Source organism: Streptomyces sp. NPDC001714, from assembly GCF_042892755.1.
Lineage (GTDB): Bacteria > Actinomycetota > Actinomycetes > Streptomycetales > Streptomycetaceae > Streptomyces.
The window spans coordinates 796049-812824 of the sequence record NZ_JBIAUL010000001.1 but is presented as its reverse complement, the minus strand read 5'-3'; the positions used below and the strand labels follow the sequence as shown (position 1 = coordinate 812824).

The following is a 16776-nucleotide window of genomic DNA, read 5'->3' as shown; positions in this document are numbered from 1 at the left end:
GTGTCGTCTCCTAGCCCAGTCGGGGCTTGATCTCTTCGATGAAGATGGTCTGCTTCTGGTCCGCCGTGAGATGGCAGGCCGAGGCGCGGTCGAGGCCCAGCAGCGGGCGTTCGGTGACGCAGCGGGTGCCGCCGACCCGGTCCTGGAAGGTGCAGCGGGGATGGAAACGGCAGCCGGAGGGAGGGTGCAGGAGCGACGGCGGCGTGCCCGGGATCGGGTTCAGGGGAGTCGAGAGGTCGGAGTCCAGTCTCGGCATCGAGTTCAGCAGGCCCCAGGTGTACGGGTGCTGCGGTGTGCGCATAACCTCCTGGACCGTGCCGCGCTCCACCGCGCTCCCCGCGTACATCACCATGATGTCGTCGGCTATGTCAGCGATCACCCCCAAGTCATGGGTGATGAAAATGATGCCGGAGCCGAACTCCTGTTGCAGGTCTTTCAGCAGATCCAGGATCTGCGCCTGGACCGTCACGTCAAGGGCCGTCGTCGGTTCGTCGGCGATCAGCAGGTCAGGGTCGCAGATCAGTGCCATCGCGATCATGGCGCGCTGACGCATGCCTCCGGAGAACTGGTGGGGGTAGTCCTTCGCCCGTTCCCTGGGGTTGGGGATGCCGACCTTCGCCAGCATCTCGACCGCACGCTCCCACGCCGCCCGTTTCGAGACCCGCTTGTGCTTCATATAGGGCTCGGCGATCTGCCGGCCCACCGTGTAGAACGGGGACAATGCGGTCAGCGGATCCTGGAAGATCATCGCGGCACGGTTGCCGCGCAACTGCTCCATCTCGTTCTCGGTGGCGGTGATCAACTCCTTGCCGTCGAGCACGATCTCGCCGTCGATCTTCGTGAACTGCGGGTTGTGCAGGCCGAGGATCGTCAGGTTGGTGACGGACTTGCCGGAGCCGGACTCGCCGACGATACCGAGGGTCCTGCCGCGCATCAGGTCGAAGGAGAGCCCGTCGACCGCCGTCACGGGACCGTCCTCCGTGGAGAACGTCACCTGGAGATCGCGGACCGAGAGGAAGCCGTCCGGCGCGTTCGCCGCCGGTGCGCCCTCTGGTTTGGTCACTGTGGTCACGGTGTCGCTTCCTAAGGGTCCTAAGAGAGGCGGATGCGCGGGTCGATCCACGCGTACGTGATGTCGGTGAAGATGTTGATGATCAGGATGAAGAAGGCGCCGAAGAGCATCACGCCCATCGTCAGCGGCAGGTCCTTGTTGACCGCACCGTCCACCGCGAGCCGGCCGATCCCCTGGAGGGAAAAGGTCAGTTCGGTGACGACGGCACCGCCGAGCAGGGCGCTGAGGTCGATGCTGAAGACGGTGACGATCGGGATGAGCGAACCCCGCCAGGCGTAGCGGAAGAAGACGTAGCTGCGGGACATGCCCTTGGCCTTGGCAGTGCGGATGCTGTCCTCGGCGAGCTGCTCGATCATCGAGGAGCGGGCCATACGGGTGTACTGGGCGGTGAAGATGGTCGCCATCACGCACACCGGGATCGACATGCCGACGAACCAGCCGACCGGATCCTGGGTGATCGGAACGTACTTGGGGTCCTCCATCCAGCCGGTGCTGTAGACGAGGACGGTCAGGACGATCGGGCCGAGGAAGTAGATCTGGAAGGAGCTGAGCACCATCGAGGCGCCGGTGGCGAACTTGTCGATGTACGTGCCCCGGCGATAGGCAGCGATCATGCCCGCGCCGACGCCCACGATCAGGAAGACGACCGCGCCGCCGACGGTCAGCGTCAGGGTGAGCGGGAAGCGGTCCATGATGGTGCTCCAGACCATGTCGCCCGAGTAGAACGACACGCCCAGGCACGGGGCCGAGCAGTGGCCGGTCGGGAAGTCCCGGCCCATCACGATGCCGGACATGAAGTCCCAGAACTGCTGGGCCAGCGGCAGGTTGAGGCCCAGCGCCTCGCGGATGTCCGCCAGGCGGGCCGGTGTGCAGTCCTTGCCGCAGGCGAGGGAGGCGTAGTCGGAGGGGGCGGCCACGAAGAGGAAGAACGTGGCCGCGCCGATGAGGAACAGGGTGACGGCGGCGCCCACCGTGCGCCGGACGATGAACTGGATCATGACGGCCTGGCTGCTCTCTGCAAGGACGGCAAGGACGGTTGGAGGGTTCGCGCAGGGCCGCGGAGGCACACCGGGGGGTGCGCCTCCGCGGCACCGAAGCCGTTGCCTACGACTTCAGGTAGAGCCGGGTGACGTCGATGTAGCTGGAGACGGTGCTGTAGCGGGCGCCGCCGATGTTGGAGCCGAACAGCTGGAGCTGCTTGGTGTACCAGAGCGGGGCGGACGGGTTGACCTTCTCCAGGATGTAGTGGTGCGCCTCGCGCCAGGTCTTCGCGGCCTCGGTCGGCTGCTCGGTGAGGGCCTTCTTGATCAGCTCCTGGACCTTGGGGTCGTTGATGTGCGAGTAGTTCGAGGAGCCGTCGGCGACCTGGTCACCGTCGTAGATCGGCGTGACGACCGTGCCCGGCGACGGCCAGTCCTGGCCCCAGCCGGTGATGTACATGTCGTACGGGTTGTCGAGCTTGCCGATCTGCTCGTAGTAGCTGGCCCCGTCGACCTCTTTGGAGACGACGTCGAAGCCGACCTTGGTGAGGGCATCCTCGATGGCGACCTTGCGGCGCTGGCCCGCCTCGGTGTTGGCGTAGGCGAAGACGACCTTCTTCTCGGAGGCGGGGACGCTCTTGAGGATCTCCTCGGCCTTGGCGATGTTGCCCTGCGGGGTCTTCAGACGGCCGTAGGGGTCGTACGTCGCCTCGTAGCCGGGCAGGGTCGGCGCGAACAGGTTGGGGGCGACGTCACCGCCGTATGCACCGCCCTCGCCGGCGATCAGGGACTTGGAGTTGACCGCGTAGGTGATGGCGTCGCGGACCTTCTTGTCCTTGACCCGGTCCAGGTTGAAGGTGAGGGTCATGACGTACGGCTGGTAGCCCTTGATGGTCCGCTTGTACGTCTCGGTGTTCTTGACGACGTCCTGGATCTGGGTGGCGTCGACGCTGCCGGTGAACTGGATGGCGTCCTTGGAGTCGCCCTGGTCGGCGATGAGCCGCTTGGTCTGGGTGGACTCGGTGATGCCGAAGGCGAAGTTGAAGCCGTCCACGTACTGGTGGCGCACGGAGTCGGTCTTCGGGTCCCAGTTGGTATTCTTGACCAGGACGAGGGACTTGCCGGACTTCGACGAGGCGATCTTGTACGGGCCGGTGGACACCGGAGCCTTGTCGTAGTTGGCCTTGGTGTCGGTCTTGGTCGGCACGATGCCGTAGCCCGCCATGGCGAGGGTCTGCGGCAGGTCGGGGCGCGGGGTGTCGAAGTGGAAGACGACCGTCTTGTCGTCTGGGGTGTCCAGAACCGAGGCCGGCAGGTGCTTGGAGCCGAAGCCACCGTCGGGCAGCGCCTTGCGGTAGTCGGCGCCGCTCAGCCAGGTCTGCAGATAGGTCGGACCGTCGAAGATGAACTTCGCGTACAGCCGCTCGACGCTGTGCCGGACGTCGGCGGAGGTGATCACGTTGCCGTTCTGGTCCTTGACCCCGTCCTTCAGGGTGTAGGTCCAGGTCTTACCACCGTCGGAGGACTTCCCGGAGTCGGTGGCGAGGTCGCCGACGACCGAGACGTTGCCCTTGTCGTCCTCCTGGAACTGGGTCAGCCGACGGAAGAGCAGGTTGGCGATCTGGCCGGCGTCGGAGACGTAGATCTGGCCGGGGTCCAGGTGGGTCAGCGGCGTCTCCTGGTAGATCTGGATCGTGCCGCCGCTCTTGGCCCCGGTCACGTCCTTGGCGGGGCCGGTGGAGTCGGCCGCGCCGAGGTAGGTGACCGCCTTGGACTGGACGGAGGCCTCCTTCTGGTCCTTCTTGGAGTCGGTGCCGGACTTCCCGCCCTCGTTCTTGGAGCAGGCGGTGAGCGCGAGGGAGCCGGCCGCGACGGCGACCACCAGGGTGCGCGCTCTGCGGGACAGCAGTGAGCGATGAGACATCATGTGGCGAATCCACCTATTTATCGGTTGTGATCCCTGAGTGCTGCCGGGCGCCGGCCGTGAGACCGACGGGGGGCGGCAGCCACCCCCACCCAAGGGACGTCCTATCGCCCGGACTTGGGGTCGAACGCGTCCCGAACGGAGTCTCCGAGGAGGTTGAAGCTCAGGACGAAGATCACCAGTGCGACGCCAGGGAAGAACATGAACGCGGGGTCCTGCTCGGCGTATTGGGCGCCGGCCGCGAAGAGGCGTCCCCAGTCCGGGGTGGGCTCGACGAACCCAACACCGGCGAACGAGAGGAAGGCGATGCTGAGGATGGTGCTGGGGAGCTGGTACGTGAACTGCACGAGGATCGGCGTCACGACGTTCGGCAGGATCTCCTTGCTGACGATCCGCCAGGGCGAGGCCCCGGAGACCCGGGCCGCCTCGACGAACTCCCGTTCCCGCAGGGACAGTACGGTGGAGCGGACGATGCGCGCCATGCCCATCCAGCCCAGCAGCCACAGCACGATGAGGATGGCCAGGGCCCGGAAGTAGGTGGGCGTCTCCTCGCGGGGATCGACGAAGAACGAGGTCACCACCGGCATGAAGGCGATGAAGAACAGCTGCTGCGGGAAGGACAGGAAGAAGTCCGTGACGCGGCCGAGCCAGTAGTCCGTACGGCCGCCGAAGTAACCGCCGACCAGGCCGATGACGATGCCCGTGACCATGACCAGGACGGTGATGCCGAGCGCCATGAAAAGCGAGGTCCGCATGCCGTACAGCAGCATGGCGTACAGGTCACGGCCGTACTGCGGCTCGACGCCGAACCAGTGGTCGCCCGAGACACCGCCCAAGTAGCCGAGCGGAAGCCCGAATTCGTCCAGGACCGGCTTGTCCGCATAGGTGGGATCCTGGCCGTACAGCGTGTACGGGTTGGTGCCGGAGAGCTTCGTCAGGAGCGGGGCCGCCAGGGAGATCACGAAGTAGGCGATCACGATGATCGCGCAGACGACGCCCGTGCGGTCGCGCTTGAAGCGAATCCACATCAGCTGGCCGGGGGACCGGCCTTCGAGCGTGTCCGCTCCGGGCTTCGCCGGGGGCACCGGTTCGCCCTCGACGAAGGGCGAAGTTCCGCCGTCCTCGATGTCGATAGGACTGGTCACTGTTCGTCCGTTTCACAGGTGTGGGTGTGGGGGGCTTCCGGGTAGCCCAAGGAGCGCACGGCGAAGCAGCGGGAAACCGCAGTCGGACGCGCGTAGTCGTACGGCCGCGCTTTAGGGCCGGACTGATCCTCAGAATCGGTCGCCGGACGAACAGTTGTTGACGCAGGAATGACCTGATGGCGCGAGTGCGACCCACCTGGTGTTCGCGACACCACGCATGGGAGTTCCTCCTCATGACTTCACGTGTTCACCAACAGGAGGTTTCCGTCCATACCCTCCGACACCCCTGACGGAGGGTCAGACACCCCCTGATGCTCGTGAGTCGGGCGCTGTCCCCACAGCGCGAGACCCATTGACCCGAGCGCTACGCGGCTAACTATCTGCCATGAGTCAGGTGCCGACCACTGTCTTTAAATCTCAATTCAGTCACAGCTGACGCGTAGTTCTTCCGAAAAATGGACAAAGCGTTCGCCGGGAGAAGGCCGCGAAACGGACTTGTTACATGGCTATCGGGCGAGGATCTCCGCATTTCGGACACAGGTCGGAGATTGGCCGAGTCCCGCCCACTCGAAAACGGGTTGCAAAAAACCCGGGCACCCCCATCATGGGGGCACCCGGGCTCAGGCGTCCTGCGATCAGGCGCGATCAGCCGTGCTTGGCGCGGCTGGCGGCACGGGCCCGCTCGCGGGCGTCCAGGTTCACCTTGCGGATGCGAACGGCCTCCGGGGTCACCTCGACGCACTCGTCGTCACGGCAGAACTCCAGCGACTGCTCCAGCGACAGCTTGCGCGGCGGCACGATCGCCTCGAACGAGTCGGCCGACGAAGACCGCATGTTGGTGAGCTTCTTCTCCTTGGTGATGTTGACGTCCATGTCGTCGGAGCGGGAGTTCTCACCGACGATCATGCCCTCGTACACCTCGGTGCCGGGGTCCGTGAACAGCACGCCGCGCTCCTGGAGGTTCGTCATCGCGAAGGCGGTGACGGCTCCGGCGCGGTCGGCGACCAGCGAGCCGTTGTTACGGGTCTGCAGGGTGCCGAACCAGGGCTCGAAGCCCTCGTGGATCGAGTGACCGATGCCGGTGCCACGGGTCTGGGTCAGGAACTCGGTCCGGAAGCCGATCAGACCGCGCGACGGCACCACGAACTCCATGCGGACCCAGCCGGACCCGTGGTTCGACATGTTGTCCATACGGCCCTTGCGGACGCCCATGAGCTGGGTGACCGCGCCCATGTGCTCCTCGGGCACGTCGATCGTCATGCGCTCGACGGGCTCGTACGTCTTGCCGTCGACGTCCTTGGTGACCACCTGAGGCTTGCCGATGGTCAGCTCGAAGCCCTCACGGCGCATCTGCTCGACCAGGATGGCCAGCGCCAGCTCACCGCGGCCCTGCACCTCCCAGGCGTCGGGGCGCTCGGTGTCCAGGACCCGGAGGCTGACGTTACCGATCAGTTCGCGGTCGAGGCGGTCCTTGACCTGGCGGGCGGTGACCTTGCGGTCCTTGACGGCCGCCTTGTTGTCGGCGCCCTTGCCGGTGCCGCCACGGCCGACCAGCGGCGAGGTGTTGGTGCCGATGGTCATGGAGATCGCGGGCTCGTCCACCGTGATCAGCGGCAGCGGGATCGGGTTCTCGGTGTCCGCGAGGGTCTCACCGATCATGATGTCCGGGATACCGGCGACGGCGCAGATGTCACCGGGACCGGCCTTCTCCGCGGGCTTGCGGGTCAGCGCCTCGGTCATCAGCAGCTCGGTGATGCGCACGTTGGACATCGTGCCGTCGCGCTTGATCCACGTGACGGTCTGGCCCTTCCGGAGCTCGCCCTGCTCGACCCGGAGCAGCGCGATTCGGCCGAGGAAGTTGTCCGCGTCCAGGTTGGTGACGTGCGCCTGGAGCGGGGCGGCCTCGTCGTAGGTCGGGGCCGGGATGTGCTCCAGGATCGTGGAGAAGAACGGCTCCAGGCTGGTGGAGTCGGCCGGGACGGTGCCGTTCTCCGGCTTGGTCAGCGAGGCGATGCCGTCGCGGCCACAGGCGTACACGATCGGGAACTCGATCTGCTCCTCGTCCGCGTCCAGGTCGAGGAAGAGGTCGTACGTCTCGTTGACGACCTCGTCGATGCGGGAGTCGGGCCGGTCCGTCTTGTTGATGCACAGGATGACGGGCAGGCGCTGCTGGAGCGCCTTGCGCAGCACGAACCGGGTCTGCGGCAGCGGGCCCTCGGAGGCGTCGACGAGCAGCACGACACCGTCGACCATCGACAGACCGCGCTCCACCTCGCCGCCGAAGTCGGCGTGGCCGGGGGTGTCGATGATGTTGATCGTGATGACGTCCCCCCCGTCCTTGGGGTGGTACTTCACCGCCGTGTTCTTCGCCAGGATCGTGATGCCCTTCTCACGCTCCAGGTCGTTGGAGTCCATCATGCGGTCGTCGACGCCTTCGAGCTGGTGCGCTGCGAACGCGCCGGCCTGCTTCAGCATGCCGTCGACGATGGTCGTCTTGCCGTGGTCGACGTGAGCGACGATGGCGACATTGCGGATGTCGTGGCGCGTGGCCATAGTGCGGCGTACTCCCGGAGTGTGAGGAAGGGGCCTGCGCGTACGTCGGTGTTACGCGGACCCTGCCGGGCTGAACACGCCACGGCCTCACCCCATGGTACGGGGCCGATCGACCGGCGGCTCGCGGGGATACGAATATGCAGCTCAGGGCACTTATCAAGGGGCGAACAGCGGTGAAACCAAGGGGCGCGGGGAACTGCGCGACCAGCCCCCGCACACCCGCACCCGACGACGGACCGGACCGCCCTACCCCTTGCTGGGGCTCGGCGACACCTTCGCCCCCTTCTTCAGGAAGCCCATGTCCTGGTACACCGGCGTCTGGAAGCCGAAGGCGCCCACGTTCACCAGGTCCTTCCGGACGCCCACGAGCTGCGGCCGCTGGTACAGCGGCAGCGAGCCGGCCGACGCCCAGATCCTGGAGTCCGCCTTGCGCAGCAGCCCGTCCGCCTCGCCCTCGTCCAGCGTGCCCAGCGCCTGGTCGAAGAGCTGGTCGACCTGGTCGGTGCCGACCCGCGTGTAGTTCTGCTCGACGTTCAGCGACCCGTCGGCCGCCACCACCGGCTTCGCGTAGATCGGCCGCGCGTCCGTCGCCGGGAACGCGGACGACGGCCACGAGTACAGGGCGAGGTCGTACTGCCCGGCCGCGATGTGGTCCTTGAAGTAGCTGTCGTCGGAGACCTTCTGGATCTCGGTCGCGATGCCCACCCTGTCCAGCATCTGCGAGATCTGGCCGGCGACCGTCTGGAGCGTCTCCGAGCCCGGCCCCGACGGCAGCACGAACCGCAGCGAGAGCGCCTTCCCGTCCTTGGCCAGCGGCCCGGCCGGAGCGCCCGCGCCCCTGGGTGCCGCCGTGCCCTTCGGCGCGTACGCCCCGGGCGCCCCGTGGGCGTGGTCCTTCTGGTGGTCGCGGGTGTCCCTGTCGTCCGTGCCCTTGTCGTCCTCGCCGACGATGTACTGCCCGTCGTGCCCGCCGTCCGACTCGTCGCCCTGCTCGCCGTCGTCCTTCTTCTTGTCGCCCTTCTTCTCGTCCTCCGCGCCGGCGGCCTTCCCCGGGTTCTTGACCGGGCCGCCGGCCACCCAGCCCGCGTCGGCGAGCAGGGCCTGCGCCTCGTGGGTGTCGAGGCCGCCGATCGCGCCGCTGCCGTCGGTGTAGGCGGCCTGCCCGGACAGGGCGACGTGGCTGCCGACCGGCACCGCGGGCAGCCCCAGCGGGGTGAGCACCAGCTTGGCGAGCGCCTGGCGGTCGAGGGCGCGGGCGACGGCCCGGCGCACCCGCTCGTCGGCGAGCGGACCCTCGGAGCCGTTGAGGGCGAGCTGGGTGTAGGCGGGCTCCAGCGACTTGCGGACGGCGAAGTCGCGCAGCTCGTGCTGCTGCTCCAGCCACTTGGCGATGCTCCTGCGAAGCTTCTTCGGCCCCTTCGGCAGCTTCTCCTCGTCCATGCCGAGGGTCAGCGCCCAGGACCGCAGCTTCTTGGCGGAGGTCTTGCCGGAGCCCTGCAACGGCAGGCCGGTGCCCTTCTCCCGGCCGGCGAGGGTGATCCGCTCGGCCTCGGAGGCGTCGATGTCGGCGACGTCGACCGTGCCGGCGGCGAGCGCGGACGCCCGCTTCGCACGGTCCACGGCGTGCAGGTCGATCTCGTCGAGCTTGGCCGGACGTCCCCACCAGCGCGGGTTGCGGGTGAGGATCACGTCCTTCTTGGCGGTGTCGACCTTGTCGACCCGGAAGGGGCCCGCGGTGACGGTCAGCTTGCGGCGGGCGCCGTCGTTGAAGGCGTCCGGGGTGCCCATGACGTCCTTCGGGTACAGCGGCGAGAACAGCGACCTCCAGTCGGCGTACGGCCGGTCGAAGGTGACCCGGACCTCGAGGTCGTTGGCGCCGCGCTCGATCTGGGCGATGCGGTCGTAGCCGGCGTTGCGGGCGGTCCAGTAGGCGGAGTCCTTGCCGGACAGGGCGCGCCACTGGGCGGCGAAGTCGGCGGCGCCGATCTCCCGGCCGTCGCTCCAGACGGCCTGCTGGTTGAGCTTGTAGAGGACCACCTGCCGGGGCTCGGTCTCGATGACCTTCGCGGACTCCAGGTAGTCCGGATTGCGGACCGGCTTCCCGGTGGCGTCGATGGTGAACATCGACGGCAGGACGGCCTGGGCGACCCGGGTGGTGCCCGCGTCGGCGTCGGCCTGGAAGGTGTTGAGGGTCTCCGGTACGGCGTCCACGGCCATCTTCAGGGTGCCGCCCTCGGCGACCGCGTCCCGGGCGACCGGCACGATGTCCTGCCCGGCCAGCGGCTTGCTCCCCTCGTCGTCGGAGCCGCAGCCGGCGAGGAGGGGGACGGCGAGGGCGCCTGCGGCGAGGAAGGCGAGGCTTCGCCGGTAGCGCCGGGAGGTGCCGCCGTCGTTCGGCTGCGGCGCCGTCGTGGCTGGTCGCGCCCACGCGGCGGTAGCCGCACATTCAATAACGCCCCGCGCCCCTTCGGGGCGCTGCCCGGCGCCGACTCCGCGGTGAGACATCTCTGCTACCTCCGTGTGGCCCGGTACCACGGGTGCGTTCTGTTCACATTTGGGGGTATTTTGGAGTTGATCACATGTACGTCAGAAGTACGGACCCCACTGAAATGGACGGGGTCCGTCGGCCCGGGACGACACGGCGGCGGGGGCCGTCAAACGCCACCCGTGCGGCTCAATGTCGTGCTCTTCCCGGCGCACACAGAGCGCGTGCGGGCGTGCGACGGAGGCGCGCAATCCGCCAATCGCTGCACATGGCTTCACATCGGCAGGTGTGACGCGCAACACTCGCAGGCGCATGAACGTTGCCGCCTTGGACCACGAAGTCCGCGGAAGTGAGGTCACGTCATGTCCGTGCACGACGACCTGACGTCAGTCCAGCGTTGCCTAGAAGACCTGAACCGGTCCGTCGGCCGCCTGGAGCAGCAGCTCGGGAGCGGCGGACTGGAGATGCGCCGCGTCCGATCCGACGCCGATCACCTGCGCGAGAGCGTGGCACTGCTACGGGAGGCGGCCAACACCGGCACCCCGGGCAAACGCCCCGAACTCGTGACCATCTCCGACGACCCGTACGACATCAACCTGTGGACGGACACCGACGACGAGGGTCTCGGCGCCCGCGACCGGCACGCCCCCTAGGAGCGCCCGCCCGCAGGCCCGACCCCCGAACCGACCGGAGTCATCCCCTTGGCCACTGGTACGGAACCACATCCGAACAGCGGCGGCGTACGCACCGGTACGCGCGCCGCGATCTCCGCCCCGCACCTGCGGACCGACCGCTGGTGGCTGGCGCCCGCCGTCACCGCGGCCGGTCTGTTCGCGTTCGTCGTCTACTCGACGTGGCGGGCCTTCTCGAACGCGCACTACTACTCGGCGCCGTACGTCTCGCCGTTCTACTCGCCGTGTCTGGCCGAGAACTGCAAGACCATGCCGTCCGGCCCGAACGCCGACCTCTTCGGCAGCTGGTGGGCGATCTCCCCGGCGATCATCATCCTGATCTTCCCGCTGGGCTTCCGCCTGACCTGCTACTACTACCGCAAGGCGTACTACCGCAGCTTCTGGGCGTCCCCGCCCGCCTGCGCGGTGGCCGAGCCACACGCGAAGTACACCGGTGAGACCCGCTTCCCGCTGATCCTGCAGAACGTCCACCGGTACTTCTTCTACTTCGCCCTGCTGGTCGCCTGCGTGCTGACCTACGACACGGTGCTCTCCTTCCGGGACACGGACGAGCACTGGGGCCACATGGGCCTGGGCACCCTCGTCTTCCTGGTCAACATCGTGCTGATCTGGGCGTACACGCTGTCCTGCCACTCCTGCCGGCACATCGTCGGCGGCAAGCTCAAGCACTTCTCCAAACACCCCGTGCGCTACAAGGCATGGCAGTTGGTCGGCCGGCTCAACGCCCGGCACATGCTGCTCGCCTGGGCGTCCTTGGTGAGCGTGGCGCTCGCCGACTTCTACGTCTACCTGCTCGCGTCCGGTGTCTTCGACGATCCGCGATTCTTCTAGGACAGGGGCTTCTGATGTCAGCGGTGGAACGGCAGCAGTGGGACGTCGTGGTCGTCGGCGCCGGCGGCGCCGGACTGCGGGCCGCGATCGAGGCGCGCGAGCGGGGCGCCCGTACGGCGGTGATCTGCAAGTCGCTGTTCGGGAAGGCGCACACGGTGATGGCCGAGGGCGGCATCGCGGCGGCGATGGCCAACGTCAACGAGCACGACAACTGGCAGGTCCACTTCCGCGACACCCTGCGCGGCGGCAAGTTCCTCAACCAGTGGCGGATGGCCGAGCTGCACGCCAAGGAGGCCCCGGACCGGGTCTGGGAGCTGGAGACCTGGGGCGCCCTCTTCGACCGCACGAAGGACGGGAAGATCTCCCAGCGCAACTTCGGCGGCCACGAGTACCCGCGCCTCGCGCACGTCGGCGACCGTACGGGTCTCGAGCTGATCCGGACCCTGCAGCAGAAGATCGTCTCGCTCCAGCAGGAGGACCACAAGGAGACCGGCGACTACGAGTCCCGGCTCAAGGTCTTCCAGGAGTGCACGGTCACCAGGATCCTCAAGGACGGCAGCCGGGTGTCGGGCGTCTTCGCCTACGAGCGGGAGACCGGCCGTTTCTTCGTCCTCGAAGCGCCCTCCGTCGTCGTCGCGACCGGGGGCATCGGCAAGTCCTTCAAGGTGACGTCGAACTCGTGGGAGTACACCGGCGACGGCCACGCCCTCGCCCTGCTGGCCGGGGCGCCGCTGCTCAACATGGAGTTCGTGCAGTTCCACCCGACCGGCATGGTCTGGCCGCCGTCGGTGAAGGGGATCCTGGTCACCGAGTCGGTGCGCGGCGACGGCGGGGTGCTCCGCAACTCCGAGGGCAAGCGGTTCATGTTCGACTACATCCCGGACGTCTTCAAGGAGAAGTACGCCGAGTCCGAGGAGGAGGGCGACCGCTGGTACGAGGACCCGGACCACAACCGGCGTCCCCCGGAGCTGCTCCCCCGCGACGAGGTGGCCCGCGCGATCAACTCCGAGGTGAAGGCGGGCCGCGGCTCCCCGCACGGCGGGGTCTTCCTCGACGTGTCGACGCGGATGCCCGCGGAGGTCATCCGGCGCCGGCTGCCGTCCATGTACCACCAGTTCAAGGAGCTGGCGGACGTCGACATCACGGCGGAGGCGATGGAGGTCGGGCCGACCTGCCACTACGTGATGGGCGGGGTCGCGGTGGACTCCGACACCGCCGCCGCCCGCGGGGTGCCGGGGCTGTTCGCGGCCGGTGAGGTGGCCGGCGGGATGCACGGCTCCAACCGGCTCGGCGGCAACTCGCTCTCCGACCTGCTGGTGTTCGGGCGCCGGGCGGGCTGGCACGCGGCCGATCACGCGGCCGACCTCGACGAGCGCCCGACGGTGGACGACGAACAGATCGACGCGGCGGCGGCCGAGGCGCTGCGGCCCTTCTCCGCCGAGGGCCAGGAACCGGACTCCGGCCCGCCGGAGAACCCGTACACCCTCCACCAGGAGCTCCAGCAGTCCATGAACGACCTGGTCGGCATCATCCGCCGGGAGGGCGAGATGGAGCAGGCCCTGGAGAAGCTCGCCGGGCTGCGGGTGCGGGCGCGCCGGGCCGGGGTGGAGGGGCACCGCCAGTTCAACCCCGGCTGGCACCTCGCCCTGGACCTCAGGAACATGCTGCTGGTCAGCGAGTGCGTGGCCCGGGCGGCGCTTGAGCGCACCGAGTCGCGCGGCGGGCACACCCGCGAGGACCATCCGGTGATGGACCGCCGCTGGCGCCCGGTCAACCTGCTGTGCCGGCTGGCCGACCCCACCGGCGGCCTGGCCGCCGCCGACCCGGAGCGCGGCCAGATCGACCTCACCCGCGAGACCACCGACCCCATCCGAGCCGACCTGCTCGCCCTCTTCGAGAAGGAGGAGCTGGTCAAGTACCTCGCCGAAGAGGAGCTGTACGAATGAGCGGCTACACGGCCCACTTCCGGGTGTGGCGGGGCGACGTCGAGGGCGGCGGCCTGGAGGACTTCAAGGTCGAGGTGAACGAGGGCGAGGTGGTCCTCGACATCATCCACCGCATCCAGGCCACCCAGGCCGCCGACCTGGCCGTCCGCTGGAACTGCAAGGCGGGCAAGTGCGGTTCGTGCTCGGCGGAGATCAACGGCCGCCCGCGCCTGATGTGCATGACCCGGATGTCGGTCTTCGAGCAGGACGAGACCGTCACGGTCACCCCGCTGCGCGCCTTCCCGGTGATCCGCGACCTGGTCACCGACGTCGGCTTCAACTACCAGAAGGCCAGGGAGGTCCCGGCCTTCGTACCGCCCGCCGGGGTCGGCCCCGGCGAGTACCGGATGTTCCAGGAGGACGTGGACCGCTCCCAGGAGTTCCGCAAGTGCATCGAGTGCTTCCTGTGTCAGGACACCTGTCACGTCGTACGCGACCACGAGGAGAACAAGACGGCCTTCGCGGGCCCGCGTTTCCTCATGCGCGTCGCCGAACTGGACATGCACCCGCTGGACGCGGCGGAGGCCTCCGGCCTGGACCGCAAGCGCACGGCCCAGGACGAACACGGCCTCGGCTACTGCAACATCACCAAGTGCTGCACGGAGGTGTGCCCGGAGGGCATCCACATCACCGACAACGCCCTGATCCCCCTGAAGGAGCGGGCCGTCGACCGCAAGTACGACCCGCTGGTGTGGCTCGGCTCGAAGATCAGGAGGCGCCCCGCAGGAGGCTGAGCACCTGCCGGAGGTTGGACTCGGCGATGTCCCGCATCGGTTCGCGCTCCGGGAAGTCGCCGTCCAGCAGCCGGAGCGGCCCGGCGACGAGGTTGAGGTGCATCGCGAGGCGGTACAGCGCCATCCGGTCCTCGTCGAGGTCGGCGGTGCGCAGCACGTCGTAGGCGGGCCCGAAGCGGAGGTGGAGGAAGACGTGCTCCCACTCGGCGTCGAAGTACATCAGGCCTTCGATGTCGATGAGCGCGGGATCGCCCTCCTCGGTCACCAGGACGTGGTCCGGGCCGAGTTCGCCGTGCACGAGGGAGGCGTGGTCGCGTGGTTCGACCGCGTCGTAGAGCTCGTGCAGGCGCTCGGTCAGCGCCTGCCGCACCTCGCGCAGCCGGGGATCCCGCTCGGCCACCTCCGCGATGTCGCGCATCGCGCGGTCCGCGACGACCTGTTCGCAGGAGTTGCCGAGCGGTTTGCCGCCCTCCTCCACCAGGGCGGCCTTCCCGTACCCGGCGGAGACGTGCTCACGGAGCACGGCGAGCGTGCCCGCCAGCCGGGCCAGCGGTACCCGTGCGGCGCCCGGGTCGCTGCGCAGCAGCAGTTCCAGGCTGCCGCCGCGGACGTCCTCGACGACCGCGGCGTAGGCGGGCAGGTGTACGGCGTCCTCGTCGGCGAACAGCAGGCGCGGGGTGCGCACGCCGAGTTCGGTCAGCAGGTCGTGGGCGGACAGGAAGAGGCCGAGACCGGAGGCGTGCGCGAAGGGATCCCGGATGTCGGCGTCGACGGGCCCCCAGTAGTCCTCCTCGGGGGACCAGACGTACGCGATCGCGCTCCGGCCGTTGTCGAGGGCGAGCCGGTACACGCCTTTCTTGCTCCCTCCGCGCAGCCGGGTGACGGCCGCGGGAACACGGCCGAGGGCCTCGCGGGAGAGCGACGCGAGGTCGTCACGGGTGAGGTGGGCACGAGCGGTTGTCATGACGTACGAACCCAGTCCTTCCGATAGGAGGTCCAGTCATCCTCGGTGGCGGCGAAGTCGACGTACAGCGCGACGCCGAAGGTAGCGCGATCCGGGTCCGTCCGTGACAGTCCCAGCCGAACCCCGCGTACGGCCGCCGGCACGGTCTCGGCGTGCGCCCAGTGCCCGAACCGGTTCTCGTGGTAGAAGGGCAGCCCCATGAGGAGATCGGTGTCCGCCGGTGTGACCTCCAGCGCAAGGCTGGTCTGCTGCGCGACGTACCCGCCGTACAGGCTCTGCAGCGGCTGCATGGTGTCGTACGACATCACCGCGATCTGATCCACCCGACGGGCGACTTGCCCGAAATACTCCTGTGACCACCATTTCGGATGACCGGTGACGGTACCCCAGAAGGAGTGAAAGGCCGGGAGCGGATCGATCTGGTGTGCGGCGACGGACAGCAGCGGGGTCGCGGGGCGCAGGGCGTCCAGGAGGGCGAGGTAGTTCCGGTCGCCGGAGTGCAGGGGCTCCAGGTCGAAGTGGACCCCGTCGAACCCGGCAGCGACGACCTGCCGCGCGGACGCGACGACGGCGTCCCGCGTCTCCTTCTTCTCCAGATGCATGGCGTACGGCTTCTCGGGCGCGACCTCGTCGCCGAGCCAGGCCTGCACCCGGACGCCGGGGAGCTTTCGATGCACGGCTGTTATCAGCCAACGGGCCTTGGGATAGGCCGATTTGGGCAGCGTGCCGTTGTGTTCCAGTGGTCCGGCATGGACGTAGAGGTCGCGCATGCCGGTGTCCGCGAGCCGGGCGGCGAGGGCGGTGACGTCGGCGTCGGTCCTACGACCGTCGACCCACGCGTGACCGAGCCAGAGGGCGTCCCGGTTCCGGCTGTACGTACCGGCCTTCGGGTCGCCGGCGTAGTTGATGCGGAGGGCGGTCTCGGCGATGAGGAGGGGGAGCAGCAGGACGAGGAGGACGCGCAGCGTCCATCTGCCGATTTTCCTCTTGCCACCCACCCGGCCCGTGCGGCTCTCGTCGTCGGGTGCGGCCGGTCCCGGTGCGGGTCCGGGGGCGTCGGCGACTGCGGGTGAGACGGGCGGGGGGTTCGGGCCGCCGGCGGGGGCGGGTGGCGGCTGCGCGGCGGCCGGGGCGTCGGCGGGGGTGGGTGGAGTCGGTGGGAGGGGTGGCGCGTCGGCGGCCGGGGGCGGGGCCTGGGCCGGGTCCGGGTCGTCGGTGGACGGTGGGGAAAGCCGGGCGGGTTTCGGTTCGCCGGCGGGCGCGGGTGGTCGGGGCCCGGGGTTCGGGGCGGTGGCCGGGTTCGGGTCGTTCTCCTGGTTCGGGCTCCGTTTCATGCGCTGTCCCCCTTTTCTCGTCGTCCCCCGGCTGTCTCCGCCCCGGTCGCGAAGCCGACGGGCTGCCCATACGCTCC

The 16776-nt window shown here is 68.6% G+C and carries 12 protein-coding genes; 4 read left to right on the top strand and 8 right to left on the bottom strand.

The window, feature by feature from the left end; translation table 11 throughout:
• Positions 1-10 precede the first annotated feature (10 nt).
• From ACFY0P_RS03770 to ACFY0P_RS03745, 6 genes are all read right to left on the bottom strand, one after another.
• Complete coding sequence (locus ACFY0P_RS03770; protein WP_388906931.1) at positions 11-1072, bottom strand: ABC transporter ATP-binding protein; 1062 nt, start codon at positions 1070-1072, stop codon at positions 11-13.
• Positions 1073-1092: 20 nt separating this feature from the next.
• Positions 1093-2070, bottom strand: a complete 978-nt coding sequence (locus tag ACFY0P_RS03765; protein WP_388906929.1) for an ABC transporter permease — start codon at positions 2068-2070, stop codon at positions 1093-1095.
• 106 nt (positions 2071-2176) lie between these two features.
• Positions 2177-3979, bottom strand: coding sequence for an ABC transporter substrate-binding protein (locus tag ACFY0P_RS03760; RefSeq protein ID WP_388906926.1), 1803 nt, complete (start codon positions 3977-3979; stop codon positions 2177-2179).
• Between the two features lie 101 nt (positions 3980-4080).
• Positions 4081-5121: an ABC transporter permease gene (locus ACFY0P_RS03755; protein WP_388906924.1), complete on the bottom strand. Its 1041-nt coding sequence runs from the start codon at positions 5119-5121 to the stop codon at positions 4081-4083.
• A gap of 645 nt (positions 5122-5766) precedes the next feature.
• Complete coding sequence (gene typA / locus ACFY0P_RS03750) at positions 5767-7674, bottom strand: translational GTPase TypA (RefSeq protein ID WP_388906922.1); 1908 nt, start codon at positions 7672-7674, stop codon at positions 5767-5769.
• Between the two features lie 246 nt (positions 7675-7920).
• Positions 7921-10179 carry an ABC transporter family substrate-binding protein gene (locus tag ACFY0P_RS03745; RefSeq protein ID WP_388906919.1) on the bottom strand — a complete coding sequence of 753 codons (2259 nt, stop codon included), beginning with the start codon at positions 10177-10179 and terminating at the stop codon, positions 7921-7923.
• Between the two features lie 342 nt (positions 10180-10521).
• On the opposite strand from ACFY0P_RS03745, the gene ACFY0P_RS03740 reads away from it, so the two are divergent.
• From ACFY0P_RS03740 to ACFY0P_RS03725, 4 genes are read left to right on the top strand one after another with little or no spacing between them, the layout of a single operon-like run.
• A complete protein-coding gene (locus tag ACFY0P_RS03740) occupies positions 10522-10812 on the top strand; it encodes a hypothetical protein (protein WP_189267731.1) in 291 nt (96 codons plus the stop codon).
• Positions 10813-10860: 48 nt separating this feature from the next.
• Entirely contained in the window at positions 10861-11682 is an 822-nt protein-coding gene (locus ACFY0P_RS03735; protein WP_388906916.1) for a hypothetical protein, read from the top strand.
• A gap of 14 nt (positions 11683-11696) precedes the next feature.
• Positions 11697-13628: a fumarate reductase/succinate dehydrogenase flavoprotein subunit gene (locus ACFY0P_RS03730; RefSeq protein ID WP_388906913.1), complete on the top strand. Its 1932-nt coding sequence runs from the start codon at positions 11697-11699 to the stop codon at positions 13626-13628.
• Positions 13625-14401 (top strand): succinate dehydrogenase/fumarate reductase iron-sulfur subunit, encoded by a 777-nt coding sequence (locus ACFY0P_RS03725; protein ID WP_388906911.1) that lies wholly within the window; start codon positions 13625-13627, stop codon positions 14399-14401. The genes ACFY0P_RS03730 and ACFY0P_RS03725 overlap by 4 nt, the downstream gene beginning before the upstream one ends.
• On the opposite strand, the gene ACFY0P_RS03720 is transcribed toward ACFY0P_RS03725, so the two are convergent.
• Complete coding sequence (locus tag ACFY0P_RS03720) at positions 14376-15365, bottom strand: phosphotransferase family protein (RefSeq protein WP_388906909.1); 990 nt, start codon at positions 15363-15365, stop codon at positions 14376-14378. The genes ACFY0P_RS03725 and ACFY0P_RS03720 overlap by 26 nt on opposite strands.
• Positions 15362-16699 (bottom strand): glycosyl hydrolase family 18 protein, encoded by a 1338-nt coding sequence (locus ACFY0P_RS03715; protein ID WP_388906906.1) that lies wholly within the window; start codon positions 16697-16699, stop codon positions 15362-15364. Before ACFY0P_RS03715 ends, ACFY0P_RS03720 begins: the two co-directional genes overlap by 4 nt.
• Between the last annotated feature and the right edge of the window lie 77 nt (positions 16700-16776).

Excerpts from the sequence above, each read along its gene's own strand:
- ACFY0P_RS03760 (WP_388906926.1), bottom strand. The coding sequence starts at position 3,979 with ATGATGTCTCATCGCTCACTGCTGTCCCGCAGAGCGCGCACCCTGGTG.
- ACFY0P_RS03725 (WP_388906911.1), top strand. The coding sequence starts at position 13,625 with ATGAGCGGCTACACGGCCCACTTCCGGGTGTGGCGGGGCGACGTCGAG.
- typA (WP_388906922.1), bottom strand. The coding sequence starts at position 7,674 with ATGGCCACGCGCCACGACATCCGCAATGTCGCCATCGTCGCTCACGTC.
- ACFY0P_RS03740 (WP_189267731.1), top strand. The coding sequence starts at position 10,522 with ATGTCCGTGCACGACGACCTGACGTCAGTCCAGCGTTGCCTAGAAGAC.
- ACFY0P_RS03765 (WP_388906929.1), bottom strand. The coding sequence starts at position 2,070 with ATGATCCAGTTCATCGTCCGGCGCACGGTGGGCGCCGCCGTCACCCTG.
- ACFY0P_RS03720 (WP_388906909.1), bottom strand. The coding sequence starts at position 15,365 with ATGACAACCGCTCGTGCCCACCTCACCCGTGACGACCTCGCGTCGCTC.
- ACFY0P_RS03715 (WP_388906906.1), bottom strand. The coding sequence starts at position 16,699 with ATGAAACGGAGCCCGAACCAGGAGAACGACCCGAACCCGGCCACCGCC.
- ACFY0P_RS03745 (WP_388906919.1), bottom strand. The coding sequence starts at position 10,179 with ATGTCTCACCGCGGAGTCGGCGCCGGGCAGCGCCCCGAAGGGGCGCGG.
- ACFY0P_RS03730 (WP_388906913.1), top strand. The coding sequence starts at position 11,697 with ATGTCAGCGGTGGAACGGCAGCAGTGGGACGTCGTGGTCGTCGGCGCC.